26 protein-coding genes are annotated in these 26,295 nt (G+C 72.3%); 13 read left to right on the plus strand and 13 right to left on the minus strand.

What is annotated here, in order from left to right; genetic code table 11:
• Positions 1-338 precede the first annotated feature (338 nt).
• From IEY78_RS12330 to fxlM, 3 genes are all read left to right on the plus strand, one after another.
• The gene (locus IEY78_RS12330) at positions 339-2,360 is read left to right on the plus strand and encodes an ABC transporter ATP-binding protein (RefSeq protein ID WP_189097707.1); all 2,022 of its coding nucleotides are present in this window, start codon (positions 339-341) and stop codon (positions 2,358-2,360) included.
• Positions 2,357-3,313 (plus strand): NUDIX domain-containing protein, encoded by a 957-nt coding sequence (locus IEY78_RS12335; RefSeq protein WP_189097789.1) that lies wholly within the window; start codon positions 2,357-2,359, stop codon positions 3,311-3,313. Before IEY78_RS12330 ends, IEY78_RS12335 begins: the two co-directional genes overlap by 4 nt.
• Before the next feature lie 99 nt (positions 3,314-3,412).
• A complete protein-coding gene (gene fxlM / locus IEY78_RS12340) occupies positions 3,413-5,758 on the plus strand; it encodes a methyltransferase, FxLD system (RefSeq protein WP_189097708.1) in 2,346 nt (781 codons plus the stop codon).
• On the opposite strand, the gene IEY78_RS12345 is transcribed toward fxlM, so the two are convergent.
• The 7 genes from IEY78_RS12345 to IEY78_RS12375 all read right to left on the minus strand — a co-directional run bounded on the left by IEY78_RS12345 (position 5,742) and on the right by IEY78_RS12375 (position 12,651).
• The gene (locus tag IEY78_RS12345) at positions 5,742-6,317 is read right to left on the minus strand and encodes a hypothetical protein (RefSeq protein ID WP_189097709.1); all 576 of its coding nucleotides are present in this window, start codon (positions 6,315-6,317) and stop codon (positions 5,742-5,744) included. The two genes, fxlM and IEY78_RS12345, sit on opposite strands and share 17 nt — an antisense overlap.
• Positions 6,314-7,435, minus strand: a complete 1,122-nt coding sequence (locus IEY78_RS12350; RefSeq protein ID WP_189097710.1) for an ROK family glucokinase — start codon at positions 7,433-7,435, stop codon at positions 6,314-6,316. The genes IEY78_RS12345 and IEY78_RS12350 overlap by 4 nt, the downstream gene beginning before the upstream one ends.
• Before the next feature lie 198 nt (positions 7,436-7,633).
• Positions 7,634-8,443 carry an ATP-binding cassette domain-containing protein gene (locus tag IEY78_RS12355; protein WP_189097711.1) on the minus strand — a complete coding sequence of 270 codons (810 nt, stop codon included), beginning with the start codon at positions 8,441-8,443 and terminating at the stop codon, positions 7,634-7,636.
• A complete protein-coding gene (locus tag IEY78_RS12360; protein ID WP_189097712.1) occupies positions 8,440-9,495 on the minus strand; it encodes an ABC transporter permease in 1,056 nt (351 codons plus the stop codon). Before IEY78_RS12360 ends, IEY78_RS12355 begins: the two co-directional genes overlap by 4 nt.
• Complete coding sequence (locus tag IEY78_RS12365) at positions 9,492-10,505, minus strand: sugar ABC transporter substrate-binding protein (RefSeq protein ID WP_444544916.1); 1,014 nt, start codon at positions 10,503-10,505, stop codon at positions 9,492-9,494. Before IEY78_RS12365 ends, IEY78_RS12360 begins: the two co-directional genes overlap by 4 nt.
• A gap of 185 nt (positions 10,506-10,690) precedes the next feature.
• Complete coding sequence (locus IEY78_RS12370) at positions 10,691-11,704, minus strand: substrate-binding domain-containing protein (protein ID WP_189097714.1); 1,014 nt, start codon at positions 11,702-11,704, stop codon at positions 10,691-10,693.
• Between the two features lie 227 nt (positions 11,705-11,931).
• Positions 11,932-12,651: a GntR family transcriptional regulator gene (locus IEY78_RS12375; RefSeq protein WP_308426887.1), complete on the minus strand. Its 720-nt coding sequence runs from the start codon at positions 12,649-12,651 to the stop codon at positions 11,932-11,934.
• A 294-nt stretch (positions 12,652-12,945) separates the two neighbouring features.
• Between IEY78_RS12375 and IEY78_RS12380 the strand changes: the two genes are divergently transcribed.
• On the plus strand, positions 12,946-13,323 hold the full coding sequence (locus IEY78_RS12380; RefSeq protein WP_189097716.1) for a VOC family protein: 378 nt from the start codon (positions 12,946-12,948) through the stop codon (positions 13,321-13,323).
• Between the two features lie 22 nt (positions 13,324-13,345).
• Here the strand turns inward: IEY78_RS12380 and IEY78_RS12385 are convergent, their stop codons facing one another.
• The 4 genes from IEY78_RS12385 to IEY78_RS12400 all read right to left on the minus strand — a co-directional run bounded on the left by IEY78_RS12385 (position 13,346) and on the right by IEY78_RS12400 (position 16,422).
• Positions 13,346-13,867: a PaaI family thioesterase gene (locus IEY78_RS12385; RefSeq protein WP_189097717.1), complete on the minus strand. Its 522-nt coding sequence runs from the start codon at positions 13,865-13,867 to the stop codon at positions 13,346-13,348.
• A gap of 36 nt (positions 13,868-13,903) precedes the next feature.
• A complete protein-coding gene (locus tag IEY78_RS12390; RefSeq protein ID WP_189097718.1) occupies positions 13,904-14,734 on the minus strand; it encodes a transporter substrate-binding domain-containing protein in 831 nt (276 codons plus the stop codon).
• 144 nt (positions 14,735-14,878) lie between these two features.
• Entirely contained in the window at positions 14,879-15,547 is a 669-nt protein-coding gene (locus tag IEY78_RS12395; RefSeq protein ID WP_189097719.1) for a bifunctional 4-hydroxy-2-oxoglutarate aldolase/2-dehydro-3-deoxy-phosphogluconate aldolase, read from the minus strand.
• 422 nt (positions 15,548-15,969) lie between these two features.
• Entirely contained in the window at positions 15,970-16,422 is a 453-nt protein-coding gene (locus IEY78_RS12400; protein ID WP_189097720.1) for a guanyl-specific ribonuclease, read from the minus strand.
• Positions 16,423-16,763: 341 nt separating this feature from the next.
• Here IEY78_RS12400 and IEY78_RS12405 point away from each other — a divergent pair, with 341 nt between their 5' ends.
• The 4 genes from IEY78_RS12405 (at position 16,764) to IEY78_RS12420 (ending at position 19,185) form a co-directional block, all read left to right on the plus strand.
• Positions 16,764-17,153: a VOC family protein gene (locus IEY78_RS12405; RefSeq protein ID WP_189097721.1), complete on the plus strand. Its 390-nt coding sequence runs from the start codon at positions 16,764-16,766 to the stop codon at positions 17,151-17,153.
• 102 nt (positions 17,154-17,255) lie between these two features.
• Entirely contained in the window at positions 17,256-17,882 is a 627-nt protein-coding gene (locus tag IEY78_RS12410) for a helix-turn-helix domain-containing protein (RefSeq protein WP_189097722.1), read from the plus strand.
• Positions 17,883-17,920: 38 nt separating this feature from the next.
• Entirely contained in the window at positions 17,921-18,109 is a 189-nt protein-coding gene (locus IEY78_RS12415) for a DUF6126 family protein (RefSeq protein WP_189097723.1), read from the plus strand.
• A 395-nt stretch (positions 18,110-18,504) separates the two neighbouring features.
• Positions 18,505-19,185, plus strand: coding sequence for a thiaminase II/PqqC family protein (locus IEY78_RS12420; RefSeq protein WP_189097724.1), 681 nt, complete (start codon positions 18,505-18,507; stop codon positions 19,183-19,185).
• A 69-nt stretch (positions 19,186-19,254) separates the two neighbouring features.
• On the opposite strand, the gene allB is transcribed toward IEY78_RS12420, so the two are convergent.
• Positions 19,255-20,598, minus strand: a complete 1,344-nt coding sequence (gene allB / locus IEY78_RS12425; RefSeq protein ID WP_189097725.1) for an allantoinase AllB — start codon at positions 20,596-20,598, stop codon at positions 19,255-19,257.
• 456 nt (positions 20,599-21,054) lie between these two features.
• Here allB and IEY78_RS12430 point away from each other — a divergent pair, with 456 nt between their 5' ends.
• Positions 21,055-21,852: an IclR family transcriptional regulator gene (locus tag IEY78_RS12430; RefSeq protein ID WP_189097726.1), complete on the plus strand. Its 798-nt coding sequence runs from the start codon at positions 21,055-21,057 to the stop codon at positions 21,850-21,852.
• 31 nt (positions 21,853-21,883) lie between these two features.
• On the opposite strand, the gene IEY78_RS12435 is transcribed toward IEY78_RS12430, so the two are convergent.
• The gene (locus tag IEY78_RS12435) at positions 21,884-22,174 is read right to left on the minus strand and encodes a DUF5955 family protein (RefSeq protein ID WP_189097782.1); all 291 of its coding nucleotides are present in this window, start codon (positions 22,172-22,174) and stop codon (positions 21,884-21,886) included.
• Between the two features lie 500 nt (positions 22,175-22,674).
• Here IEY78_RS12435 and IEY78_RS12440 point away from each other — a divergent pair, with 500 nt between their 5' ends.
• From IEY78_RS12440 to IEY78_RS12455, 4 genes are all read left to right on the plus strand, one after another.
• Positions 22,675-22,899: a hypothetical protein gene (locus tag IEY78_RS12440; RefSeq protein WP_189097727.1), complete on the plus strand. Its 225-nt coding sequence runs from the start codon at positions 22,675-22,677 to the stop codon at positions 22,897-22,899.
• A gap of 169 nt (positions 22,900-23,068) precedes the next feature.
• The gene (locus tag IEY78_RS12445) at positions 23,069-23,647 is read left to right on the plus strand and encodes a nucleotidyltransferase family protein (protein ID WP_229699892.1); all 579 of its coding nucleotides are present in this window, start codon (positions 23,069-23,071) and stop codon (positions 23,645-23,647) included.
• A gap of 278 nt (positions 23,648-23,925) precedes the next feature.
• Positions 23,926-25,554, plus strand: coding sequence for a malate synthase A (gene aceB / locus IEY78_RS12450; RefSeq protein ID WP_189097729.1), 1,629 nt, complete (start codon positions 23,926-23,928; stop codon positions 25,552-25,554).
• A 163-nt stretch (positions 25,555-25,717) separates the two neighbouring features.
• Positions 25,718-26,272, plus strand: a complete 555-nt coding sequence (locus IEY78_RS12455; protein WP_189097730.1) for a TetR/AcrR family transcriptional regulator — start codon at positions 25,718-25,720, stop codon at positions 26,270-26,272.
• The last annotated feature ends 23 nt before the right edge of the window (positions 26,273-26,295 follow it).

A 26,295-nucleotide genomic window follows, 5' to 3' on the forward strand; every position in this document is an offset into this window, starting at 1 on the left:
GCAATACCCCGAAAGAGCGAAGCGCGCTGTTCGAGTACCCATGGGCGTCCGCAGGCCAACCCCCGCACACCCCACACCCGAGACCAGAACATGCGTTCAACATCTGCCTCCGCTGCACCCGTTACGGGGCACGATCCGGGGCTGTTCTTAGAGCACCTGTACTCATCGCGCTCTCTCGGAGGAACCGTGAATCCCGTAGCCATGCCTGTGACCGGACCCGCCGCGTTCGAACATCGCCCAGTGCGCCTCCGCCCGCTCCAGCCCTCCTCGGTGCACCGGGTTGACGCTCGCCGGTATGCCGCTCGGCGCTCATCACGCCCGAATGCGAGGTGGGCGGCATGAGCGGGACGGCCGCCGCCGACGACGCGCCGGGGCCGCAGGGGAAGGTGCCCGCGCCCCGCTCCGAGAACCTGACGCCGCCGCCGACGGTCATGTCGGCCGGGCCGGCGAGCGGGGACATCGCCGACGACATGAAGGAGGCGTACTGGGCGATCTACGACGGGGCCGCGGCGAAGGCGACGGTCGGGCAGATCCTCGGCCGGCTTCCCCGCATCGTGCGTCAGATCGGCCAGTTGGCGTGGCGGGCCGACCGGCCCGCCACCGTGGCCGTGGTGGTGCTCCAGCTGGTGTCCGCGGCGATGTCCGCGTTCGGTCTGGCGGCGTCCGTGGCCGTGCTGCATCAGCTGTTCGCCCAGGGCCCGACCCCGGACAAGGTCCGCTCGGCCGTGCCGCAGATCCTGCTCGTGGTGGCGTTCCTCTCCGCCCGGGCTCTGCTCGAAGCCGGGGTCGCCGTCGCGCAGGCCCGCGTGACCCCGAAGATCCGCACCTCCTTGGAGAGCGATTTCCTCCAACTGACCGCCCACGTAAGCCTGGAGGTGGTCGACGACGCCGACTGGCACGACGATGTCTACCGGGCCAATGACCGCGGACTCTTCTACGCCCGGCAGATCGTCGGCCAGGTCGTCTCCCTGGCCTCCGCCTTCCTCGGCCTGATCGGCACGGCCGGCGTCCTGACCGTCCTGCACCCGCTGCTCCTGCCGCTGCTTCCGCTGTCCGTCCTGCCCGTCGGGGCGGCCGCCGTGCGCACCGCGCGGGCGCGCTTTCACAGCTTCCAGCGGTGGAACGCTCTGCAGCGCCGGGTGCGGGTCTTCTCCTGGCTCCTGCTGGACCGCGACTCGGCCGCCGAACTGCGCGCCGACACCGCCCAACGAGCCCTGCTCGACGAGCATCATCGCCTCACCACGCGCATCGCCGAGGAGGACACCCGCCTGGGTGTCAGTGCCGCCCTCCTCACGCTGGCCGGCCGCGGCCTGGGCGGGATCGGAGCCGGCGTCACCTACCTCGCGCTGGGGGCCATGCTGGTCGCCGGGTGGCTCCCGCTGGCGGCCGGCGCCGGAGCGGTGATCGCCATCCAGGCCTGCCAGACCTCCCTGACCCGGTTCGTCGATGTCGCCCACCTGGTCTACGAGCACGCGATGTGGGTCAGCGACCTCCTCGCCTTCCAGGAACGGTGCCGCTCGCTGCAACCCCGCCGCGGACAGCGGAAGGCACCCGAGACCGTCAAAACCATCACGCTGCGGAACGTCAGCTACACCTACCCCGGCAAGGACAGCCCGGCGCTCGATGACATCTCCCTGACCCTGAACGCCGGGGAGACCGTCGCGTTCGTCGGCCTCAACGGGTCGGGCAAAAGCACCTGTTCACGGTTGATCGCCGGCCTCTATGACCCGCAGAAGGGGACGGTCCGGTGGGACGGGGTGGATGCCGCGGAGCTGGACACCGAATCCCTCCAGCAGCGGGTGGCCACCGTGCTGCAGGACCCGGTGCGCTTCCCCTTCAGCGCGCTGGCCAACCTCACGGTCTCGCGCGGCACACTCACCGAGGCCGAACCGCAGCGGGCGCTGGACGCCGCGCGGTCCTCCGGTGCCGAACAGGTCATCGCCGGCCTGCCCGGCACCTGGCAGGCCCTGCTGTCCAAGCGGTTCCGTGACGGCCAGGAGCTGTCGGCCGGCCAGTGGGCGAAGATCGCCGTGGCCCGCGGGCTCTACAAGGACGCGCCGGTACTGCTGCTGGACGAGCCGACCGCGAGCATGGACCCGCGTGCCGAACACGACGTCTACCAGGCCGTGCTGCGCGGCAAGCTCCGCGCCGACCAGATCACCGTGCTGATCTCCCACCGGCTGGCGAGCGTCGTCGACTGCGACCGCATCTACGTCTTCGACGACGGCCGCATCACCGAGTGCGGATCCCACCCAGAACTCATGGCCCTCGGGGGCGACTACGCCCAGATGTTCACCCTCCAGGCGGCCGGCTACCGGACCGCGCCTACAGCCTCCGACTCCAGGACGGTGCACCCGTGAACGACAAGACGCCACAGCCCACCTTCCCTTCCCCCACTGCGCCGAGGGCGGAGACGGCGAACGCCTCGGCCCTGATCCACGACGGGGCCGGCGCCTACCTGCTGCATCTGCGGGACGACATTCCCGGGATCTGGGAGCCGGGGGCGTGGTCCCTGCTCGGCGGCGGCCGTGAACCAGGCGACCGGACCCTGGCGGAGACGGTCCGGCGCGAACTGCGCGAAGAGGCTGGCCTCGACATCCCCGACCTCGCCCCCTTCGCCGTGGAAGAAGCACACAGCGACGACGGCACCGCCGTCCCGATCCAGATCTTCGCCGGGCGATGGACCGGCGACCCCGCGACGCTGCCGCTGACCGAGGGCGTCATGCTGCACTGGTTCCGGCCGGATGTGATGCCGCGCCTTCGGATGTCCCCCTCGACCCTCGCCCTGATCCGCCGCCACGCCGAGCTGCACTCTGCCGCGCGATGCGCGGACGCCTCCCCGGCGGCGAGCACGGGCGCGGTCAGGGGCGTAGGCACCGTCCTCAATGTCGTCGGTGTCCATCTGTACGTGGAGAACGTGGACGGCGAGGTGCTGCTCGGTCTGCGCCACCCCGACTCCGCCTACGCGGGGTCCACCTGGCACTTCCTGGCGGGCCACTGTGAGCAGGAGTCCGCCGTGTCCTGCCTCGTGCGCGAGGCTCACGAGGAAGCGGGGCTGGTGATCGACCCCGGCACGGTCGAACTCGCCCATGTCGTCCACCTCGTGCACGGTGCGGGCGGCCGGCCACGGATGCAGATGGTGTTCCGGGCCCGTCGCTGGGCGGGGACTCCGGAGATCCGGGAGCCCGACAAGTGCACGGGCTGGGACTGGTGGCACCCGGACGCGCTCCCGGCGCCGCTCGTGCCCTACACCCGGGCCGCCATCGAGGGCATCCGCGCGGGCCGCCGCTACACGGAGGTGGGCTGGTCGTGACCGCGGAGAGGCCGGGCACCGAGCCCACCGCAGCATGCGTCTGCGCCCCCATCACCCAAGAACCGCCGTACATCGACTGCTGACAAGGAGCGAACGACCGTGGCATACGACCGGACCCAGTGGTCTCAGCACTACGACGACGGCGGCGGATTCCGTCCGCTCCGCGACAGCGAACGGAACCTGCTCACTCGGCACACCCCCGCTCCTGACGGCGGGCGCGCGCTGGAGCTGGGCTGCGGAACCGGCGAACTCGCCGCCTTCCTCGCCGAACTCGGCTACACCGTAGACGCGGTCGACTTCGCCGAGGGCGCCCTGGCCCGGGCCCGGAAGGAACGGGCGGATGCCGGACGAGTGCGGTGGCTGTGCCTGGACATCGAGCACGACGAGCCGGCAGAGCTGAGCGACGACGGTTACGACCTGATCACCCTGCGCCTGGTGTTCGCCTTCCTGCACGACCGCTCCCGGGTCCTGCACAGCCTCGGTGCGCGGCTTCGGGCGGGCGGTGCGCTGGTGGTCATCACGCCCGTCGTGGCGACCACTCCGCAGGAGCGGCGGCACATCGCGCTGGACGAGGAGGAGATCAGCCTGCTGACCGAGGGGTGGTCGCAGGTGGAGCGGTTCGACGCGGAGGGCCTGGCGGTCCTCGTACTGCGTGGCCCGAAGAGCGCCTACGCGGCGGTGGAGAAGGGCAGACCGGAGCCGCAGTCCGTGGTCGGTGTGTGCGCGGTGGTCACCGACGACTCCGGCCGGGTGCTGCTGGGCCGGTCGACGCGGGGCATGTGGGAGCTGCCCGGCGGGCGCGTCGAGACGGGAGAGTCCTTGACCGCGGCGGCGGTGCGGGAACTGGCCGAGGAGACCGGCCTGACGGCCGCGCCCGGCAACGCACACCTGCTGACGATCCTCCACGATGACCGGGCGGACGTGCGGCGCCTGTCCGCGGTGGTCCGAATCAGCGCCTGGCACGGCACGCCCGTCGTGACCGAGCCGCACCACTTCCGGCGGTGGGAGTGGCACGACCTGCACACCCTGGCCGGCGGTGGCGCCCTCTTCGCGCCCTCCGCTCAGGCCTTGGAGGCGGTGTGGCCCGGTCTCCTGCCCGGCCTGCCGCCGGTGCACGCCTACCCGCACGCCGTCGCCCCTCCGGCCGTCGGGGGTGAGCCGGCCGAAGCGGTGCGCCTGCGACAGGAGATGGCCGAGCGAGTCATCGCCGGCGGCTGGGCACCCTCGGCCGCCGTCCAGAGCGCGCTCAGGGCGGTGCCGCGCCACCGGTTCACTCCGGAGAGCCCCCTGCGCGCCGCCTATGACGACGGCCTTGCCGTCGTCACCCGACGGGACGACGACGGGCAGGCCGTCAGTTCCGTCTCCGCGCCCTGGCTACAGGCCGACATGATCGAAAAGCTGCGTCCGGAACCAGGGATGACCCTCTTCGAAGCGGGCTCCGGCGGTTACCACGCCGAGTTGCTCGCCCACGTCATCGCCCCGGCCGGGCAGGTCGTCACCGTGGACATCGACCCGTACATCGTCCATCGCACCCGGCGCTTCACCACCGAGGCCGGCAGCGGGCGGGTGACCGTTCTCCTCGGCGACGGCAGTCAGGGCGCGCCCCGGCACATGCCGTCCGGCGGGTTCGACGGCAGCGTGATCACGCACAACTGCTGGGACATCGCGCCCGCGTGGCGCGAACAGCTCGCCGAGGGCCGCTACCTGGTGCTCCCGCTGGAGATGCACGGCTACACCCGCGCCATCGCCTTCCGGCGTCATGGGGAGGTGCTGCACGCACGGGACTGGACGTATTGCGGGTTCGTCCGCGACCGAGGAGCCACCGCCCGCGCCACCCCGGCCATCGCCCTCGCGGGCGGCGAACTCCACCTGCGCCATGAGGACGGAACAGCGCCGGATGCGGCCGGCGTCGAGGACGCGCTGCGCGGTCCACGGCACGAGGTGCGCACCGGCGTCACCGTCGCGGGGAGGGAGTCCTTCGAGACCCTCCAGCTCTACGCGGCAACCACACTTCCGGGGTTCTGCCGCCTTGCCCTCGACCGCTCCCGGGACACCGGCCTGGCCGCCGTCCCGCGCGGCGCGGACGCCGCTGCCACGGTCGAGGACGGCTCGCTCGCCTACCTCACGCACGTCCTGGTCCAGGACGGGGAGACCGCCGAGGAGCGCCGCTCAGAATTCGTCGTCCATGCCCTCGGCCCGGCCGGCGCGCCCCTGGCAGAGCGCATGGCCGCTTGCGTACGGGCCTGGGACCGGCATGTACGCGGGGCCGGCTACCCGCAGATGACCGTCCATCCCGCCGGCACCCCTGACCACGCGCTCCCCACCGGCCACCTCCTGGACAAGGCCTCCTCCCGCCTGGTCTTCCGGTGGCCCGGGCACGAACAGGCCGAGCGGGCGGCGCCCATGGCGGCACCTCTGACCTCGTGGGTCAGAACTTCACAGTAGAGACCGTATAAACCACCGGATGCCCGGGCTCGTCATAGCTGACCATGATGCGTTGCGAGGGGCGCGGGGGGCGGTCCGTGGTGGTGGCGCCGGACCAGGGGAGGTCGTCGTCGAATTCCCAGCCGACCTTGGAGGCCTGGCCCGGGGGGATGGTGTGCCGGTCCTTCTTGAGGGCGGCGGTGCTGGTGCCGAGGGCGTTGAGGTAGTGCTCCAGGCCCCAGTCGTTGGTGCGGAACTGGACGAACAGCGAGCTGGTCTGCCAGGAGTTGGTCTCGTAGTAGTAGACCGGGGTGGAGCCGATCGGGACCGGGACGTTGTAGGTGCGCTGCTGGACCTTGGAGGGGAAGGCGTTGGTCAGGCCGGTGGCGGCGGCCTCCGCCTCCTTGCCCTCGCCGCTGTCGCGGCTCTGCTCGGCGGAGATGACGATGTAGCCGGCCGGGATCGCGATCAGCAGGAAGACGATCAGCGCCATCAGCACGGGGCGCCGGCGCTTGACGCGGGGCGGCTGCTGGTCGGGGGACGAGTCGTCGTGCAGGGGGTGCAGGTCGGTGTCGGTCATCGGCGGCCGGTCCGTTCGTAGCGCTCGTACCGCTCGACGCGGCGCCGGTTGGCGCGCCGGAAGCGGCGGGCCACCAGGCGGGCCAGGTCGGCGGCGCCGACCATACCGGCCTCGGGTCCCAACTGGGCCTTGGCGATGGTGGCTTCGGGTCGGTAGCCGCGGCCGGTGAGGTGGCGCCGGAAGGCGTCCCGGGCCGGGGCGATCAGCAGGTCGTCGGCGGCGCTGACGCCTCCGCCGATGACGAAGCAGGAGGGGTCGAGGGCGGCGGCGAGGTTGGCGATGCCGACGCCGAGCCACTGGCCGATGTCCTGGAGGAGCTCGACGCACATCGCGTCGCCCTCCCGGGCCAGCTCGGTGATCAGCGGTCCGGTGATGTCGCCGATCTGCCCGCCGACCCGCTCGATGATGTTGTACGCGACCGGGGAGTCTGCGGCGGCCAGCTCGCGGGCCTCGCGCACCAGGGCGTTGCCGGAGCTGTACTGCTCCCAGCAGCCGCGGTTGCCGCAGGGGCAGCGGTGGCCGCTGGGGACGACCTGCATATGGCCGAATTCACCGGCCACGCCGTACTTGCCGCGCTTGACCGCGCCGTCCTCCAGGATCGCGCCGCCGATGCCCGTCCCGAGGGTGATCATGACGAGGTGGTCCTCGCCGCGTCCGGCGCCGAAGCGCCACTCCGCCCAGGCAGCGGTGTTGGCGTCGTTGTCGACCATGACCGGCACCGCGAGGCGGCCGGCGAGGCGGTCCCGCAGCGGTTCGTTGCGCCAGTTCAGATGCGGGGCGAAGAGGACCTTGCTGCGGTCCGCGTCGACCCAGCCGGCGGCGCCGATGCCGACCGCGTGCACGTCGTGCCGGTCGGAGAGGTCGAGGACCAGCTCGGTGATGGTGTCCTCGACGACCCTGGGGCTCTTGGACTTGTCCGGCGTCTCGGTGCGCACCCGCTCCAGGATGGTGCCGTCGGCGTCGACCACGCCCGCCATGACCTTGGTGCCGCCGATGTCGATGCCGACGGTGGGCACCCGGGGGGCGGTCAGATGCGAGCGCCGCTCGCGGGTGCCGACCGTGCGCAGCACGGTGGCCCGGGCGGATCCGCGGTGTACCCGGTCGCGGTACATGCTCATCGACCCACCTCTTCGCCGTCGCGGCGGCTGTGTGCGCGCAAGAGTCGTCTCGTCCCTGCGGGTCTCGGGAGGCCGGGGCCTCGATGTGCTGGTTCGCTGCGATTGTGCATCACGGGCGGCGTCCGGCGCATCGCGACGGACAGTGATGCGCCCCGCACAGCTCGGAGGCGGTGCGGGGCGTGGCATCTCCCACGGAGCTCAGTCGGGCCGGTGGCCTCCGGGGAATTCCGGGGTCGCGGTGCGGGCCAGCTCGTGGCTGAGCTGTTCCAGCTCGCTGCCGCCCGCCATCTGGCGGGTCAGCTCCTCCAGGGTGATCTCCGACTTGGCGTGGCTGCCGGCCATCGTGCCGCGCTTGAGGAGCACGAAGCGGTCCCCGACGAGGTAGGCGTGGTGGGGGTTGTGGGTGATCAACACCACGCCGAGCCCGGCGTCCCGCGCGGCCGCGACGTACTTGAGGACGACGCCGGATTGCTTGACGCCGAGCGCCGCCGTCGGCTCGTCCAGCACCAGGACCTTGGCACCGAAGTAGACGGCCCGGGCGATGGCGACGCACTGCCGCTCGCCGCCGGAGAGGGTGCCGATGGGCTGGTCGACGTCGCGCAGGTCGATGCCCATCCGCAGCAGCTCGCTGCGGGTGGTCTCGCGCATCGTGCGGACGTCGAGCCGCTTGAAGGGGCCCACGCCGGTGGTCGGCTCGGAGCCGAGGAAGAAGTTCCGCCACACCGGCATGAGGGGGACCACGGCGAGGTCCTGGTAGACGGTCGCGATGCCGCGGTCCAGGGCCTCGCGCGGGGAGGACAGGGTGGTCTCCTCGCCGTCGATGGTGAAGGAGCCCGCGTCGTGCCGGTGCAGCCCTGCGATGATCTTGATGAGGGTGGACTTGCCGGCGCCGTTGTCGCCGAGCACACAGGAGATCTCCCCCGCGTGCACCTCCAGGGACACCCCCTCCAGGGCCCGGACGTTGCCGTAGTACTTGCTGACGTCGGCCAGCTCGACCAGCGCTGTCATGCCTTTTCCTCCGCCCGCTTGCGGACCCATGCGTTCAGGAGTGTGGCGAGCAGCAGCATCGCGCCGAGGAAGAACTTGTACCAGTCCGGGTTCCACTGCGCGTAGACGATGCCCTTGCTCGCCATGCCGAAGATGAAGGCGCCAACGGCCGCGCCGATCGCCGAACCGAAGCCGCCGGTCATCAGGCAGCCGCCGACCGCCGCCGCGATGATGTAGAGGAACTCGTTGCCCACGCCGTCGCCGGACTGGATCGCGTCGTACGAGAACAGCAGGTGCTGGCCGGAGACCCAGGCGGCGAAGGCGACGCCCATGTACAGGCCGATCTTGGTCTTGGTGACCGGGACGCCCACCGCCCGCGCGGCATCGGCGTTGCCGCCCACCGCGAAGATCCAGTTGCCGACGCGGGTGCGCAGCAGGATCCAGGTGGCGACGGCGACCAGGGCGAGCCACCACAGGATGGTGATCTGGATGTCGACGCTGCCGAGGGTCAGATGCGAGGCGAAGAGCGCGCGGGCCGAGGCGAAGCCCTCCATGTCGGCGATGGACTTCGTCGAGACGGTGCCGTCGATCAGCTTGGTGAAGCCGAGGTTGAGGCCGGTCAGCATGAAGAAGGTGCCGAGCGTGATGATGAAGCTGGGCAGCTTCGTACGGGTCAGCAGCAGTCCGTTGAACGCCCCGATGGCGAGGGTGACCAGCAGCGATACCCCGACGCCCACCCAGGTGTTGGCGGTCATCTGGTAGCTGACCATCGAGGAGATCAGCGCCGAGCTGACGACCATGACACCGGCCGACAGGTCGAACTCCCCGCCGATCATCAGCAGCGCCACCGGCACGGCCATGATGCCGATCGTGGAGGACGCGTAGAGCACCGTGGAGAGGCTGGAGGCCTGGAGGAACGGTTCGGCGACGATCGAGAAGAAGAGGAAGACGGCTGCGGCGCCGACCACCGAGCCCAGCTCGGGGCGGCCCATCAGCCGGCGTGCCAGGGAGCGGTGCAGCAGCCGTTCGTCGCCCTTCGCGGGCTGCGCCGGGGAGGTCTCGGTCCGGCTCATCGCGTCCCCCGCTTCGTGTAGTCCTGCAGTGCGGCGGCGTCCTTCTTGGTGATCACCTGGGGTCCGGTGAGCACCGGCTTGCCGCCGCCGAGGACATCGGAGTTGTACTTGTAGAGCCACAGCAGGTCGACGGCCTCGTAGCCCTGGAGGTAGGGCTGCTGGTCGACGGCGAAGCCGAGGGAGCCGTCCTTGAGCCCGGTCGCGACCTGGGCGTTGAGGTCGAAGGTGTCGATCTCGGCCTTGCTGCCGGCCTGCTCCTTGGCCTTGGCGGCGGTGTCGGCGAACGGGGCGCCGAGCGTGACGACGGCGTCGATGCCCCGGTCCGCCTGGAGCTTGGACTCGATGGAGGACTGCACGTCGGGCATGTTGGTGCCCTCGACGTACAGCTTCTGCAGATCGCCCTTGAAGGTCTTCTTCGCGCCGTCGCAGCGCTGCTCGTGGCCGACGTTGCCCTGCTCGTGCAGCACGCACAGGGCCTTCTTGCGGCCGCGCTTGTTCAGCTCCTCGCCGACCGCCTCACCGGCCACGGTCTCGTCCTGGCCGATGTGGCTGAGCGCGCCGAAGGCCTTGGACTCCTCGGCGCCGGAGTTCACCGTGATCACCGGGATGCCGGCCTTCTCGGCCTTGGCCACCACGTCCTTCATGGCGTTGGGCTTGGCCAGCGAGACGATCAGCCCGTCGACCTTCTGGTCGATGTAGGACTGCACCAGCTCGCTCTGCCGCTGGGCCTCCTTGTCGTGCCCGTAGAGGAACTTGATGTTGTCCTTGGCGGCGGCCTGCTGGGCACCGTTCTGGACGATGTCCCAGAAGGTGTCGCCGTCTCCCGAGTGGGTGACCATCGCAAACGTCCACCGGGGGGTGTTGACCGCGGCCTTGCCGCCGGCGGCCCGGGCGGCGCGCTCGTCCTCGGCGCGCTTGCCTCCGGTGCTGCTGCACCCCGCCAGGGAGGCGCCGAGCACCGCCGCCAGCACGGCGCTCACGACGCGTCCCCTTCTTCGAACCCGTGCCACGAGGACTCGCCCTTCCCGCTGATGCTGCCGTGTCGGCCGCATTGGTTGTATTCGCTGTCCGGATTGCCCGGTACGTACCGGTGAGACGCCGTGCGGCGGCACCGGTCGGGCCGGATCAACCGGCCAAGTATCCGTTACCGGTGATCTGTCCCGGTTCATGGGGTGGCCCCCTCCGCGCCGGGGCCTCACCGGGTGCCCCGCCCGGTGTACTCGGTGAGCTTCGGTACGTCCTTCGCGGTGACCAGCGCGGGCCCGGTGAGCACCGGCTTTCCGCCGCCGAGCACATCGGCGTTGGTGCGGTGCAGCCACAGCAGGTCCACCGCCTCGTAGCCCTGGAGGTAGGGCTGCTGGTCGACGGCGAAGGTGACGTCCTTGGCCTTGAGCAGCTTGACGACGGCGGAGTTCAGATCGAAGGTCGCGATCCGCGCGGAGCTGCCGGCCTGCTCCTTGGCCTTGACCGAGATCGCCGCCATCGGCGCACCGAGCGTGACGATCGCGTCGAGGGACGTGTCGGACTGCAGCTTCGCCTCGATGGAGGACTGCGAGGCCGGCGCGTTGGTGCCGTCGACATCGAGGTTCTCGACGGTCCCGTGGAACGCCTTGCGGACACCCGCGCAGCGGTCCTCCAGGGACACGTTGCCCTGCTCGTGCACGACGCACAGGACCTTCTTCGCGTGCCGCCGGTTCAGCTCGTCGCCGACCGCGCGGCCGGCCACCGACTCGTCCTGGCCGATGTGCGCCAGCGCCCCGTACGCCCGGGAGAACTCGCCGCCGGAGTTGATGGTGACGACGGGTATGCCGTGCGCCACGGCCTTGCGGACGGCCGCCCGGACGGCCTCGGGCTTGGCGAGGGTGACGATCAGCCCGTCCACCTTCTGGTCGATGTACGACTGGATCAGCGCGGCCTGCTGGGCGCCCTCCTTGTCGTGGGCGTACAGGAACGTCACGTGGTCCTTGGCGGCCGCCCGCTCCGCGCCGTTCTGCACGATGTCCCAGAAGGTGTCGCCGTCGCCGGAGTGGCTGACCATCCCGATCGTCATGTGCGGGGCGCCCTTGCCCGCTCCGACGCCGGTGTCCGGGGAGTCCTGGGCGCCGCATCCGGTGGCCAGCGCGAGCGCGAGGGTGGTCAGTAAGGCGGCGGCCCTGCGCACCGCGCCGCCGCGGACAGTGCGGGGACTCGTCGAACGCACGCCGTTCATCGTGGACCGCCTTTTCTCCCGGCCGCCGGAATGCGGTTGGAGGAGTTTGTAACGGCGCGCACGGAGCCGCGTCAATGGTTTGTCAGAACATTCTGACGAGGAGGGGCGCAGGGGCCCCGACAGTGCGGGCATCAGGGGAGAAATCGCCCGGCGGACGGCACGTGTAACGACGTGCGAAGGCGGCCGGGGCCGCTCTAGGACGCCCCCCGAGAGGCTCCGCCCACCGCTCAGGGACGGACCAGCAGCTGGAATTCGAAGGCGTAGCGGGAGGCGCGGTAGACGTGCGAGCCGAACTCGACCGCGCGCCCGGTGTCGTCGAACGTCGTCCGCTGCATGGTGAGCAGCGGGGCGCCCTCGGGCTCGTCGAGCCGGGCGCCCTCCTCCGTGGTGGCGGCACGGGCGCCGACGGCCTGGCGGGCGCTGTGCAGGGTGATGCCGGCCGACCGCATCAGGCGGTACAGGCCGGTCTCCTCCAGCGCGGCGGTCTCCAGCCGGAGCAGCCCCGCGGGGAGGTGGTTGCGCAGATGCGCGACGGGCTCGCCGTGCGTCAGCCGCAGCCGCTCGACCAGCGCGACCTCCGCGCCCTCGGCGATCCCCAGCGCGGCGGCCACCTCGGCGTCGGCCTCGGTGGTGGTGTTGAGCAGCACCCGGGTGGCCGGCTTCTGACCGGCCGCCTCCAGGTCGTCGTAGAGGCTGCTCAGCTCCAGCGGCCGCTTGACCTGGCTGTGGACGACCTGGGTGCCGATGCCGCGGCGGCGCACCAGCAGGCCCTTGTCGACCAGCGACTGGATGGCCTGCCGGACCGTCGGCCGGGACAGCCCCAGCCGGCCGGCCAGCTCGATCTCGTTGCCGAGCAGGCTGCCGGGGGCCAGCTGGCCGTTCTCGATCGCGGCCTCCAGCTGCTGGGACAGCTGGAAATACAACGGGACCGGACTGCTCCGGTCCACGCTGAACTGAACGGTGCTCCCGGCGCCCGGGGCGTCTTCACTCTCGCGTTTCCCCACGCTCGCGAGCGTATCCGCCCGGGCAGATGACGGGAAGTCCGGAGGTCACATTGTCCGGACAAGGGCGGGTGAGGGGTGCTGCGGGCGGGTGGGAGCCCGGGCGGTGGGCATGCCTCCCCCGGACGCTCGGCGGCGGACAGGGGGGCGCTGCGGGCCGCCGCGCGGCAGAATCCGGTCGTCGCCCCCGTTGCCGCCCCAGGGCCCGGCAGCGGTCCGTCCCGGCCCGAAGGAGCGCCCGTGTCCGTACGCCGCGTCGTCCCCGACCTCCAGTGCGACGACCTGGAGGAGAACCGCACGTTCTACGGCCTGCTGGGGTTCGAGGAGGTGATGAACCACGGCTGGGTGATGACCCTGGCCTCCCCCGACCGGCCCGCGGCCCAGCTGACCTTCCTCACCCACGACAAGACCGCCCCGGTCGTCCCCGACCTGAGCATCGAGGTCGACGACGTGGACGCGGCCCATGCCGCCGTCCGCGGCTCCGGCGCGCGGATCGTCCGGGACCTGAAGGACGAGGAGTGGGGCGTGCGCCGCTTCTTCGTCGAGGACCCGAACGGCCGGGTGGTCAATGTCCTGGGGCACCGGGCGCCGGACGGTGACGGCGGCGCCGGCGGCTGACCGCCCGCGGGACGGCCGGGTCTCAGCCGACCCGGCCGTACCGGCCCCTGCCCGCGCCGTCCGAGCCGCCCGCGCCGCCGTCGAGCGGCAGCACAGTCCCCTGCGCCACCGCGCACACGCGCTCCGCGCCCGAGGCGTCGAGCACCGTCAGCTCGCAGCGGCACGCCGCCTGGCGGCGCCCGGCGTGGACGACCTCGGCACGGGCCCGCAGCGTGCGGCCCAGCGCCGGACGCACGTACTGGATGGTGAAGCCGCCGGTGACCACGGCCGGGCCCAGGGCCGTGGCCGCGGCGAAGGTGAGGGCGTTGTCGGCCGCGTAGGACAGCACGCCGCCGTGCACGAAGCCGTGCTGCTGGAGGAGTTCCTCACGGATGTCGATCTCCAGCGTCGCGGCGCCGTCCCCGAACTCGGTGAGCCGCGCCCGCACCAGCCTGCTGAACGGCTGGGCGTCCAGCCCCTGTTGCGCCGCCGCCAGATCGAGCGCCGCGCTCCCCTGCTCCGTACCGGCCACCCCGGCTCCCGCCTCCCGTCCGCGCCACGTCATCGCGTCATCGCCTCACCGCGTCTTCGCCTCATGACCTCATCGCGTCATCCAGGCGTCCTCGTACTTCCGGTACGTGCCGTCATGGGTCGCCAGATGCACCCACTGGTCCACATAGGCCTTGAACTCGTTGTCGCCGCGGGGCAGTGCGTAGGCCTTCTCGGAGAAGGTGAAGGGCTTGTCCGAGTGCAGCGAGCAGAGTGCGGGGTGGATCCGGGCCTGGTAGCGGGTCTCACTGGCGTCGGTCATCATCACGTCCGCCCGTCCCGCGAGGATCTCGTCGAAGATCGTGGTGTTGTCCCGGTGCACCGTGAGGGTGGCGTGCTTGAGGTGGGAGCGGGCGAATTCCTCGTTCGTCCCACCGGGGTTGACGATGACGCGGGTGCCGGGGCGGTCGATCTGGCGCAGGGTCGCGTACTTGTCCTTGTCCTTGCAGCGCACGAGGGGCGTCTTGCCGTCGGTGCGGGTCGGTGCGCTGAAGTAGACGGCGCGGGCGCGCGGGAGGGTGACGGAGACCCCGCCCATGCCGATGTCGCAGCGGCCGGCCGACAGGTCACCGACGAGCCGTGCCCAGGTGGTGGGCACATAACGCGGCCTGGCGTCGAGGCTCTTGGCGAGGTCGCGGGCCATGTCGATGTCCACACCGCGGTAGCGGCCGGTCTTGGAGTCGCGGTAACTGAAGGGCGGGTAGTCGCCGGTGGTGCAGACCCGCAGCACCCCGCGCCGCGGGACGGCGTCGAGGGCCGAGGTCCTCCCCGCGGCCGGGGCGGCGCTCTCCCCGCCCCTCGCGGGGGTGCCCGAGGCCGCCGGGGCGGTGGCGCTGACGGCGAGCAGGCAGGCGAGGGCGGAGAGGGCGGCGGCGCGCTTCATCAGGGCTCCTGGGACTCCGGTACGCGGCGGCGGGGGCACACGGGGGGGAGCCCTCAGCGTGCCAGAGCCGTGCTGCCGGCGCACCCCTTGAGCGGCCGGTGGAACGACCCGCGGGAGCTCGGACAGCGGCGGGGCGCGCGGACTTCAGTCCTCGTACAGCTCCGCGCGGCCCCGCGTCGACGGACGGCCGGGGGCGGCCTCCTCCAGACGGACGAGGAGGTCGGCGGCGCGCTTGGCGACGGTGTCCCGGTCCCCCTCGGAGAGGGCCGTGCCCATCCCGACGGCGACGGCACCCGCGGCGATCCACTCCGGCGCGCTGTCGACCGTCACCCCGCCCGTCGGCAGCACCGGCACCTGCGGCAGCGCGGCTCGGACCTCCGTCAGCCAGGACGGATCGTGCGCCGAGGCGGGGAACAGCTTGACCGCGTCCGCGCCGAGTTCGAGGGCGCGGACCATCTCGGTCGGCGTCGAGACGCCGGGGAAGACCGGCACGCCGTAGCGGTGGCCGGTGCGGATGACCTCGGCGTCCAGGCTGGGCGAGACCAGGTAGCGGGCGCCCGCGTCGACCGCCATCCGCGCCGAGGCGCCGTCAAGGACCGTGCCCGCGCCGATGACCGCGTCGTCACCGAGCTCGCGGGAGAGCGTGGTGACCGCCTCCAGCGCGAACGGGGTGGTCAGGGATATCTCCAGGCTCGTGATGCCGGCTGACAGCAGGGTGTCGGCGGTGGCGCTCGCCTCGTCGTAGGTCCTGCTGCGGACGATGGCGAAAACGCGCTGCGCCAGTGCTGCCCGGGTGATCTCCCAGCGATACACGGCAGTTCGCCGTCCTTCCTTGTCTCCGACACCGCATGCCGTCCGAAACCCGGCCCACGACGGACAGGGCACGTTCCGGGCGTGTCCCGGCAGCTGACCTCACAGGGTCTATTTCCGCCGATGCCCGCCCGCTCCTCGTTTCCGCCGAAACGCTACCGGCAACCACCGACAATTTTCTCCCGGGGGTGCGCCGCGTGCGCCCCTTCTGCCGAGAATGAGGACAAGTGCCAGGTCGCAGGGGGCGCACAGCAAGACGGCGGCCGGGGTGCGTATGCACCCCGGCCGCCGCGGGCTCCGGGCGACGGACCCGGCGGGCCCGTCACTCGCGTGATGGTGTGCGGTCGGCGTTCCCGCCGTCCGGTCTGGTCTCGGTGTCGTGCCGCTCTGCCGTACGTCCGGTACGGCCTACCGGCCTTCCGGGCTCAGCAGCCGCGGTCGACGAGGTCGAACGACGAATAGTGGTCGGCGGTGTAGTAGTCCTCGTCCTTCTTCTTGCCGGCCACGATGCGGCGCGCACCGCGGTCGGGCGAGCCCGGCGTGACGACGGTGTACTCGTGGTAGTACTCGCCGTCGCTCTGGTCGGGCAGGGCGTGCTCCCGGTTGTCGAAGACCGTGCCGTCCTTCGGGTAGGGGTAGGGCCCACCCTTGGCGATCAGGTCGAGGGTGTCATGGGCCTGCGAGGGCAGCTTGGAGTAGCAGACCTTGCCGATGTCCGCGGCGTCCGCGGCCTTCGCGTGCGCCGTCGCGGCGTACGAGACGGCCGTGTGCGTCGTGGCGACGGCAGGGGTGGCGGCGACCGCGGTCCCGCCGATGAGAAGGGCCGAAGCGAGGGCGCCCGCGGCGCCGATCCTGGTGATCCGTGGGGGGATTCTCATGTCTCTCAGGATGACGCGCGTAGACATGATCCTGTCAATCCCAAACGGCCGAAGTTTTCCGGGAGTTCACACGGTCCCCGCAATTGCAGCGCGTGCGACGCAGCGTCAGAAGCCTTTCCGGAAAGGGCTTTTCGCTCTCGGGAAACGGAGAACTCACCGGACGTTCGCCCAGGCCAGGGCGGTGCCGGGCGGGGCCCTCGCAAGCCGTCGCGGCATCAGGAGGGCGGCGGTCGCGCCGGTTTCGGGTTGAATTCAGGGGTTGAACGGGATCGGCCGGGTGCGGCGCACCGCGGGCCGGAGCCGGACCGCGCCGGTCCGGCGCACATCACTGGAGGTTGCCCATGCGGGTCAAGGACTTCGATCACCTGGTGCTGCAGGTGCGGGACGTGGAGCGCGCGCTGGCGTTCTACTGCGGGCCGCTCGGCCTGGAGCCGGTCCGGGTGGACGAGTGGCGCGCCGGCGGCGCCCCCTTCCCGTCGGTGCGGATCAGCCCGGGCACGATCATCGATCTGGTGGCCGGCGACCCGGGCGGCGGGTCCAACGTCGATCACCTCTGCCTGGTCGTCGAGCCGCTGGACTGGCAGGAGGTCATCGACTCGGGGCGGTTCACGGTGCTGGAGGGCCCGGTCGGCCGGTACGGGGCGCGGGGCACGGCGCAGTCGATCTATGTCGAGGACCCGGACGGCAACACCGTCGAGCTGCGCTGGTATCCGCAGGACGCCGGGGAGTGAGCCCGGGCGGGCCGGCCGGCGACCGCCCGGCGGGCCCGTCGGCGGTTTTGCCTGAGAGGCAAATCTTTTGCCCCGGAGGCGGGACCTCGTTATACCGGTGACATGACCGAGCTCCCCGACGAGCCCTCCGGCGTCCCGCCGGAGGAGCTGTCCACCGTCGCACCGCGCCTGCGTGACCTGCGGCGGCGCAGTGGACTCACGCTGGAGACCGCGGCCCGGCTGGTGGGTCTGTCACCCGCGCACCTGTCGCGGCTGGAGACCGGCCGGCGCCAGCCGTCGCTGCCGATGCTGCTGGCGCTGGCGCGCACCTACGGCACGACGGTATCCGACCTGCTCGGTGAGACCGCACCGGAGCGGGACCCGATCGTGCGGGCCGGGCGCACCGAACCGTCGCAGGCCGGCGGCTGGACGTACCGGACCGTGGGCGGCGCCGGGCGGGCGATGCAGGCGCTGCGGGTGCAGGTGCCGCAGCGGGCGCAGGGCGAGCTGGTGCGGGTGCACCCCGGCGAGGAGTGGCTGTACGTCCTCGACGGGCGGCTGCGGCTGACGCTCGGTGCGGCGGTGCACGTGCTGGATCCGGGGGACGCGGCGCACTTTGATTCGCTGACCCCGCACCGGATCGCCGCCGCCTCGCCGGGCGGGGTGGAGCTGCTGTTCGTCCACACCCTGCTGCAGAGCGGCGCCGCCGAACTCTGCCTCGGTGACGATGTGCGGCGCCGCGGGCTGTGAGCCCCGTCGCCGCTCCTGACGGAAGGACCGGATGCGTCATGCCTGATCGGATCACCCCCGCGACTCCCCCGCCGACGGAGCAGCCCCTGGAGGCGGCGGCCGGCCGGACGTACGTCGAGCACAAGCCACCCCGCGGGGTGTATGTGCGGGTGTTCATCTACGTCGTCGCCACGCATGTGCTGCTGGCGTTCATGAGCCTTCTGGTGGTCATCGCCAAGACGCGGTGACGCGTGCCCGGGGCGGCGCGGCCCGGCGGCGCGGATCGAGGCGCGTACGGGCGGTGTCCGGCGCACGCTCGGCGCCTCGTCCGGTGCGCATACGCGGCTTGCGGCAGACGGCGGTGCGATCGAGGCCGTACGGCTTTGCCGGCCGGAGCAGGCGGCGGTCCCCGAGGTCAATGGGGCGATTCCGCACCGGGCGGCGGGGCCGCGCGGACGGCTGCGCCCGCGACGACGCGGTATGCCGGGCGGCCTGCCGCGCCGCCGCGCTCCGCCGGTCCGGGGCGGCGTCGGGGGTGGCCCGCTTCCCCCGGACGCACCGGCGCCGGCAGGCCCGCCGCCGGTCCCCCGCGCCCTAATCTGAGGCTCCGGCCACCGCCCTCGCCCCGGAGGAGACCGACACCATGGCCCGACGCGCTCCCGAAGCCCCCCGCCCGACCGCGGTCGCCGTGCTCGACGACGCGGTCCGGGTGCTCGCCCCGGACACCGACGCCAACCGGCTGGTCGCGCGGATCGAGGCGGGGACGGCGCCGCGTGCGGTGTTCGCCACCTTCGCCCTCGAACAGCATCAGGTGATCGCCGCCGACCGGCTCAGCTTCCAGCATCTGGCGCGGCGGGCGGACGGTGATCCGCCGGTGGCCGACTTCTTCGACCTGCTCGCCCAGGGCGAGGCGCGGGCCCTGAAGCAGCTGGCCGGGCTGGCGGACGCGTGTGAGCTGACCGAGCGGGAGATCGCCGGCTACCGGCCGCGTCCGGGTGCGCAGGCGTACCCGTCCTACGCGGCGCGGCTCGCCCTCGGCGGCGAACCGGCCGATGTGGCGATCGCGCTGACCGCCAACTTCGCCGCCTGGGGCGCCACCTGCGCGACCGTCGAGGCCGCGATGCGGGAGCACTACGCCTTCCCGGAGGCGGCCCGGGCCTTCTTCGGGTCCTTCGCCGAGCCGGCGCCGGCCGTCGAGGAACAGGCCCGCCGGGCGGTGCAGCACGGCCTCGACACCGGCCAGGCGCAGCCGGCCGTGGCGCACCGCTACGGCCGGCTCCTCCAGGCGTACGAGCTGATGTTCTGGGACGCCGTGGCGGACTGACCCGGCGGACGGCCGGGCCCACGCGGCAGTGGCCGCGGGGCAGTTCGGCGACCGCTGCCTATCCGCCGCCTATCCGCGCCGCGGCCGCTCCAGCAGCGTGCCGGTGGGCTCGGTGAGGGTGGCGCCGTCGTTGATCTGCCGGCCGCGCAGCCAGGTGGAGCGCACCACGCCGTTCAGGGTCTTCCCCGCGTACGCGGTGATCTTGTTGCGGTGCTGGAGGGCCCGCGGGTCGACGGTGAAGGTCTCCTCGGGGGCGAGCACCGCGAAGTCCGCGTCCCGGCCGGGCTCGATGGCGCCCTTCCGGCCGAGGCCGGCGAGCGCCGCCGGGGCGGTGGACATCCAGCGCACCACGTCGTCAAGGCCGTGCCCGCGCGCCCGGGCCGCGGTCCAGATGGCGGGCAGGCCCAGCTGGAGGGAGGAGATGCCGCCCCAGGCCGCGCCGAAGTCGGCGGTCTTGAGGTCGGCGGTGGAGGGCGAGTGGTCGGAGACGACGCAGTCGATGGTGCCATCGGCCAGCCCCGCCCACAGCGCGTCCTGGTTGCCGGCCTCGCGGATCGGCGGACAGCACTTGAACTCCGTGGCCCCGTCCGGGACTTCCTCGGCGCTCAGGGTCAAGAAGTGCGGACAGGTCTCGACGGTGATCCGGACGCCCTCGCGGCGGGCGGCGGCGATCATCGGCAGCGCGTCGCTGGAGGACAGGTGCAGCACATGCACCCGGGCGCCGAGCCGTGCGGCGAGCGCGATCAGGCCGGCGATGGCGTCGTTCTCGGAGATCCGGGGGCGGGAGGCGAGGAAGTCGGTGTATTTGGGACCGTGCGGGGCGGGCGCCGCGTCCAGGTGGCCCGGGTCCTCGGCGTGCACGATCAGCAGGCCGTCGAAGCCGGCGATCTCGCCCAGGGCGGCGGCCAGTTGCTCCTGGTCGACCGCGGGGAACTCGTCCACGCCGGAGGGCGACAGGAAGCACTTGAAGCCGAAGACCCCGGCGTCGTGCAGCGGGCGCAGGTCCTTGACGTTGCCGGGGATGGCGCCGCCCCAGAAGCCGACGTCGACATGGGCCTTGCCGCGGGCCACCGCGCGCTTGGTGTCGAGGTGGGCCGCGGTGGTCGTGGGCGGCAGGCTGTTGAGCGGCATGTCGACGAGGGTGGTGATCCCGCCGGCCGCGGCGGCGCGGGTGGCGGTCCAGAAGCCCTCCCACTCGGTGCGGCCGGGGTCGTTGACGTGCACGTGGGTGTCGACCAGGCCGGGCAGCAGGGCGTCGTCGCCGCAGTCCACCACCCGCGCTCCGGCCGGGGCCGGGACGTCGTACGGCAGCACCGCGGCGATCGTGCCGCCCTGGACGGTGACGGTCGCGGCGCGCGTGCCCTGCGGGGTGACGACGCGTGTGGAGCGCAGCACCAGCTCTGGATCGGACACCCGGTCCCCTCCTCGTATCGTGCTTCCGGCGTCGGCCGGCGGCGTGTGCGGCGTACGGCCGACGGGGCCGTCCCGGAGCGGGTCCGCACGGGCGCCGAGCACGGGATTCAACAGTCTGTTGAATGAGTCTTCATCCCGGACCCCGGCCCGTCAAGACCCCACGGCCGCCGCCCGCCGCACACCTCCGGAAGCACTCCGTCGCCGCAGACGATTCCATGGAATGGATAGCGAATTTCGCCCAGCAGAACGCGGCCGGGGCCACCGGCGGCACCGGGACGTCCGGCCGGGAGCCGGTCCGGCGGGTCGCGACCCCGGATGCACGGGGGCCTGACCGGCGGGAACGAGTGTGCGAGACGCCGTGTGCCGGGGCAAGGGGACCGGTAGGCTGCTCCGATCGGGCCCGGCGCCCGTGTGCCCTGCCGAGACCGATCCGCCCCGCCCCGAAAGGAACGCGACGTGCCGTCGTCCAGCGCCAGCACCTCCGCCGCCGAAGCCAAGCCCGCCGGCGGCGGCGTCCAGTCCCTCGAGCGCGCCTTCGACCTGCTCGAGCGGATGGCCGACGCCGGCGGCGAGGTCGGTCTGAGCGAGCTCTCGGCCAGCAGCGGACTGCCGCTGCCCACCATCCACCGGCTGATGCGCACGCTCGTCGCCTGCGGCTACGTCCGCCAGCAGCCCAACCGCCGCTATGCGCTCGGCCCCCGGCTGATCCGGCTCGGCGAGAGCGCCTCGCGGCTGCTGGGCACCTGGGCCCGGCCGTTCCTGGCCCGCCTGGTCGAGGAGACCGGTGAGACCGCCAACATGGCGCTGCTCGACGGCGACGAGATCGTCTATGTCGCCCAGGTCCCCTCCCGGCACGCGGTCCGGATGTTCACCGAGGTCGGGCGGCGGGTCCTGCCGCACTCCACCGGCGTCGGCAAGGCCCTGCTGGCCGACCACCCGCCGGAGGAGGTCCGCGCGCTGCTCGGCCGCACGGGCATGCCCGCCGCCACCGAGAAGACCCTCACCGACCCCGACCGTTTCCTCGACGCGCTGGCCGAGGTCCGCCGCCTGGGCTACGCGGTCGACGACAACGAGCAGGAGATCGGCGTCCGCTGCCTGGCGGTGCCGGTCCCCAACTCCCCCACCTCCGCGGCGATTTCCATCTCCGGCCCGACCGGCCGGGTGTCGGAGGCCGCGACGGAGAAGATCGTGCCGGTGCTCCAGGACGTCGCGGCGCAGCTCTCGGTGGCCCTGGCCAACCAGACGCCGGCCTAAGAGGCCGTCAGGCCGGGGCGCCGCGCCGCGGTCAGCCGGTGCGCGGCAGCCCGCCGAACCGGTCGATGCCCTCGCGCACCTCGGTCAACGCGGGCGACAGCGCACTCACCGACCCGACCGCCCCGGCGATCAGCAGCAGCGAGCGCCGCAGCCGGGGCACCTCGGGCAGGCCGTGGCTCACCATCGCGTCCAGGGCGGCCAGCTCGTCGTCCGCGGCCGCCCGGTCCATCAAATCGCCTGGCAGGACGGCCAGTTGACGGCGCAGCCGGGCCACCGCCCCGCGCAGTTCATGGACCCGCGGGTCACCCTCGACCCCGGTCATTCGTCTGTCACTCTGCAGCTGTTCCACCACGACGGCGTCCTCCGTGGCCGTTGCCCGACCCGCGATGCGGGACAGTTAACGCCACTCTGTGCTGCCCGCGCCATACGGAGAGCGAAAAAACCCGATCACTGGCGGGATTCACCCGGCGGCGATCCGGGCGGCGCACCCGGCGGATGCGCCGCCCGCACGCCCGCTCACGCCCCTGACCTCACGGAATCCCCCTCCGCCCGCGCCCCGTCGTACCGCGCCGGAAGGCCGAAAGGCGTCACGGCCGCCGAGCCCACGGAGGCCGTGGCGCGCACCCTCCACGGACGCCCAGAGCACCCCCGGAGCGGGCCCGCCGCGTGATACCCGGATTAGATGTGATCATGCGTCAGCACATGCGTTCACCAGGCCACCCTTTGGCGTGGGCACACCCGGGACGAGGCGTACGGCACGGCGTGATGGAGCATTCTCCCTTTCAAGGAAATATCCGGCATATCACTGGATCGGAGAATGCCATGGAGCCCAACTCCGGCCCCGACACCGGCTCGAACCAGCGTCGGGTCAGCGTCGTCCAACTCATCTGCCGCGCGTACGGCCTGTCCGATGCCTCGGAAATCACGCTGGAGCACATACACCGCTACGTCGCCGAGCACCGGGACGAGGAGGAGCGAACGTCCCCGCGGCGCGAGCGGTTCCGGCCGTACATCCCGCGCCCGCGCGCGTCGGACGACGCCGCCTGAGCGGCGGGACGCGCCCCACGGTGCCATGAGGTATGCAGTCCCCATGGCACCGACAGCACCGAAAGACCCGCGAGATCAGCGAGATCAGCGAGATCCGACCGATCCGAGCGAAGTGCCGCCCCGCGTCCGGCCGGACGCCCCGACGGAGGGGACGGGGAGGGGCAGGCGGGTGGCCGGTCTGCTGCTCGCCGCGGGTGGCGGGCGGCGCCTTGGGGGACGGCCCAAGGCGCTGCTCGACCACCGGGGCCGGCCGCTCGTCGAGCACGCCGCACGGACCCTGCGGGAGGGCGGCTGCGACCCGGTCCACATCGTGCTCGGCGCGGCGGCCGACGCGGTGCGCGAGCGGGCCGACCTGACGGGGTATCACCTCTGGGACAACCCGGACTGGGCGCACGGCATGGGCTCGTCGCTGCGGGTGGGGCTGGCCGCGCTGGCCGGGTCGGGGGCAGACGCGGTCGTGGTGTCCCTGGTGGACCAGCCGGGCATCGGCGCCGCGGCGGTGGCGCGGGTGGTGGCGGCTTACGACGACGGCCGCGCGCTCGCCTCCGCCGCCTACGACGGGCGGCGCGGCCACCCCGTCCTCTTCGGCGCCGAGCGCTGGGCGGACATCGCCGCCACCGCAACGGGCGACCGCGGTGCGCGCGCCTACCTCCGCACGTACGCGGACGCCCTCACTCTGGTCGAGTGCGCCGATGTCGCCGAGCCGTACGACATCGACACCCCGGAGGATCTGCGCCGTCTGGAGTGACCCCGCACACCGGTGGACGGCCGCCGTCCGGGGAAGCGGGAGTAATGGAGAGTGACCGCGGTGGCACCGGGAGCCATTGGATCTACGGATGCGTCGATCCGGAGAATCTCGACATCAACAAACCATTGAACTTCCGCGATAAGGAAACTAGTCTCCACTGGTCAGAAGCGCCCTGAACCCAGACGGCGCCCGCGACCGCGCCCCGGGGCCCGCGGCACCCCGTGCCGCCCGGCGTCCCCGCGGCCGTTGGGCACCGCCGATGAATGGAGTGACAGCTCATGTCCGCACCAGCGCCGTCCCCGCTGGCCATCGTCGAAGTCGACCCCGCGCACACCCCCGAACGGCAGGGCGAAGTCCTCACCGACGCCGCGCTCGCCTTCGTCGCCGCACTGCACCGGCGGTTCACCCCGCGCCGTGACGAGCTGCTGGCCCGCCGCGCCGAGCGCCGGGCGGAGATCGCGCGGACCAGCACGCTGGACTTCCTCCCGCAGACCGCGGAGATCCGCGCGGACGACAGCTGGAAGGTGGCCGGGGCGCCCGCCGCGCTCAACGACCGCCGGGTGGAGATCACCGGGCCCACCGACCGCAAGATGACCATCAACGCGCTCAACTCGGGCGCCAAGGTCTGGCTCGCCGACTTCGAGGACGCCTCCGCGCCGACCTGGGAGAACGTCATCTCGGGTCAGCTGAACCTGATCGACGCCAACGAGCGGCGCATCGACTTCACCGACCCGGCGTCCGGCAAGTCCTACGCCCTCAAGCCCGCCGAGGAACTCGCCACCGTCGTGATGCGGCCGCGCGGCTGGCATCTGGACGAGCGGCACCTGCAGTTCGAGGGCCGCCCGGTCCCCGGCGCGCTGGTCGACTTCGGCCTCTACTTCTTCCACAACGCCAAGCGGCTGCTGGCGCTCGGCAAGGGGCCGTACTTCTACCTGCCGAAGACCGAGTCGCACCTGGAGGCCCGCCTCTGGAACGACATCTTCGTCTTCGCCCAGGACCAGCTGGGCATCGCGCAGGGCACGGTGCGCGCCACCGTCCTGATCGAGACCATCACCGCCGCGTACGAGATGGAGGAGATCCTCTACGAGCTGCGCGACCACGCCTCGGGGCTGAACGCCGGCCGCTGGGACTACCTCTTCTCCATCGTCAAGAACTTCCGGGACGGCGGCGCCAAGTTCGTGCTGCCCGACCGCAACGCGGTGACGATGACGGCCCCGTTCATGCGCGCGTACACCGAACTCCTCGTCCGCACCTGCCACAAGCGCGGGGCCCACGCGATCGGCGGGATGGCGGCCTTCATCCCCAACCGCCGCGACCCCGAGGCCAACGAGCAGGCGCTGGCCAAGGTCAAGAACGACAAGGACCGCGAGGCCGGCGACGGTTTCGACGGCTCCTGGGTCGCCCACCCCGACCTGGTCCCGATCGCCCGGGCCTCGTTCGACGCGGTGCTGGGCGACCGGCCGCACCAGAAGGACCGGCTCCGCGAGGACGTCGACGTCAAGGCCGCCGATCTGATCGCGATCGACTCCCTCGACGCCAAGCCCACCTACCAGGGCCTGATCGACGCCGTCCAGGTCGGCACCCGCTACATCGAGGCCTGGCTGCGCGGCCTGGGCGCCGTCGCCATCTTCGGCCTGATGGAGGACGCCGCCACCGCCGAGATCTCCCGCTCCCAGATCTGGCAGTGGGTCGACGCCGGTGTCGTCTTCGAGAACGGGGAGCGGGCCACGGCGGAGCTGGTGCGCCGGGTCGCCGCCGAGCAACTGGCCGCGATCCGCGCCGAGGTCGGCGAGGAGGCCTTCACCACCGGCCGCTGGCAGCAGGCTCATGACCTGCTGCTGCGGGTCGCGCTGGACACGGACTACACGGAGTTCCTGACGCTGCCCGCCTACGAGCTGCTGGACTGAGGCTCCCGCCCGTTCCACCCGAGGGCCGGTACGGACCGCCGCGGCGCGGTCCGTACCGGCCCGTCGCGTCGCCGCCCGGCGCTCGCTGCCACTACGTTTATAGTGTCTGGCCACCGCACACGCGGGCAGAACGGACACGGGCACGGCACGAAGGGCGCACGGGGTGACACGACGGCGGGAACAGGTCCTGGACGCGGGGATCCGGGTACTGGGCGGCGAGGGCGCGCGGCGGCTGACCTACCAGGCCGTGGACTCCGCGGCGGGCGTCCCCTCCGGGACCGCGTCCAACCACTTCCGCAACCGGGCGGCCCTGATCGAGGGCATCGTCGGCCACCTCCAGGAGCTGGAGCGCCGCGACTGGGAGGCCTTCGCCGAGGCCGCCGCCCCGGCCGACGCGGCGGAACTCGCCGACGCCGTCGCCCGGTTCCTGCGGCACATGACCGGTCCCGAGCGCGCCCGGACCGCCGCCCGCTTCGCGCTGTACCTGGAGTCCACGGCCCGGCCCGAGCTGCGCCCGGCGCTCACCCGCGGACGGGAGACCGTCACCGGCTGGGGCGCCGAGTGGCTGCGGCGCTTCGGGTCGCCGGCGCCCCGGCGGCACTGCGCGATCCTGCTCGACTACATGGACGGCGTCGTCTTCCGCCAACTCGCCTTTCCCGACGCGGACTTCGACCCGGCTCCAGGGCTTCGCGAGCTGCTGGCGGGGTTCCTGGGCTGAGCCGTCGCCGGGCGGACAGCCCA

This window comes from Streptomyces kronopolitis, from assembly GCF_014646275.1.
Taxonomy (GTDB): Bacteria; Actinomycetota; Actinomycetes; order Streptomycetales; family Streptomycetaceae; genus Streptomyces; species Streptomyces kronopolitis.

Coding starts and splice junctions, on each gene's coding strand:
- IEY78_RS12330 (WP_189097707.1), top strand. CDS start 339: ATGAGCGGGACGGCCGCCGCCGACGACGCGCCGGGGCCGCAGGGGAAG.
- IEY78_RS12345 (WP_189097709.1), bottom strand. CDS start 6,317: ATGACCGACACCGACCTGCACCCCCTGCACGACGACTCGTCCCCCGAC.
- IEY78_RS12350 (WP_189097710.1), bottom strand. CDS start 7,435: ATGAGCATGTACCGCGACCGGGTACACCGCGGATCCGCCCGGGCCACC.
- IEY78_RS12355 (WP_189097711.1), bottom strand. CDS start 8,443: ATGACAGCGCTGGTCGAGCTGGCCGACGTCAGCAAGTACTACGGCAAC.
- IEY78_RS12360 (WP_189097712.1), bottom strand. CDS start 9,495: ATGAGCCGGACCGAGACCTCCCCGGCGCAGCCCGCGAAGGGCGACGAA.
- IEY78_RS12370 (WP_189097714.1), bottom strand. CDS start 11,704: ATGAACGGCGTGCGTTCGACGAGTCCCCGCACTGTCCGCGGCGGCGCG.
- IEY78_RS12385 (WP_189097717.1), bottom strand. CDS start 13,867: ATGACGTGGCGCGGACGGGAGGCGGGAGCCGGGGTGGCCGGTACGGAG.
- IEY78_RS12390 (WP_189097718.1), bottom strand. CDS start 14,734: ATGAAGCGCGCCGCCGCCCTCTCCGCCCTCGCCTGCCTGCTCGCCGTC.
- IEY78_RS12400 (WP_189097720.1), bottom strand. CDS start 16,422: ATGAGAATCCCCCCACGGATCACCAGGATCGGCGCCGCGGGCGCCCTC.
- IEY78_RS12405 (WP_189097721.1), top strand. CDS start 16,764: ATGCGGGTCAAGGACTTCGATCACCTGGTGCTGCAGGTGCGGGACGTG.
- IEY78_RS12410 (WP_189097722.1), top strand. CDS start 17,256: ATGACCGAGCTCCCCGACGAGCCCTCCGGCGTCCCGCCGGAGGAGCTG.
- IEY78_RS12415 (WP_189097723.1), top strand. CDS start 17,921: ATGCCTGATCGGATCACCCCCGCGACTCCCCCGCCGACGGAGCAGCCC.
- IEY78_RS12420 (WP_189097724.1), top strand. CDS start 18,505: ATGGCCCGACGCGCTCCCGAAGCCCCCCGCCCGACCGCGGTCGCCGTG.
- IEY78_RS12435 (WP_189097782.1), bottom strand. CDS start 22,174: ATGACCGGGGTCGAGGGTGACCCGCGGGTCCATGAACTGCGCGGGGCG.
- IEY78_RS12440 (WP_189097727.1), top strand. CDS start 22,675: ATGGAGCCCAACTCCGGCCCCGACACCGGCTCGAACCAGCGTCGGGTC.
- aceB (WP_189097729.1), top strand. CDS start 23,926: ATGTCCGCACCAGCGCCGTCCCCGCTGGCCATCGTCGAAGTCGACCCC.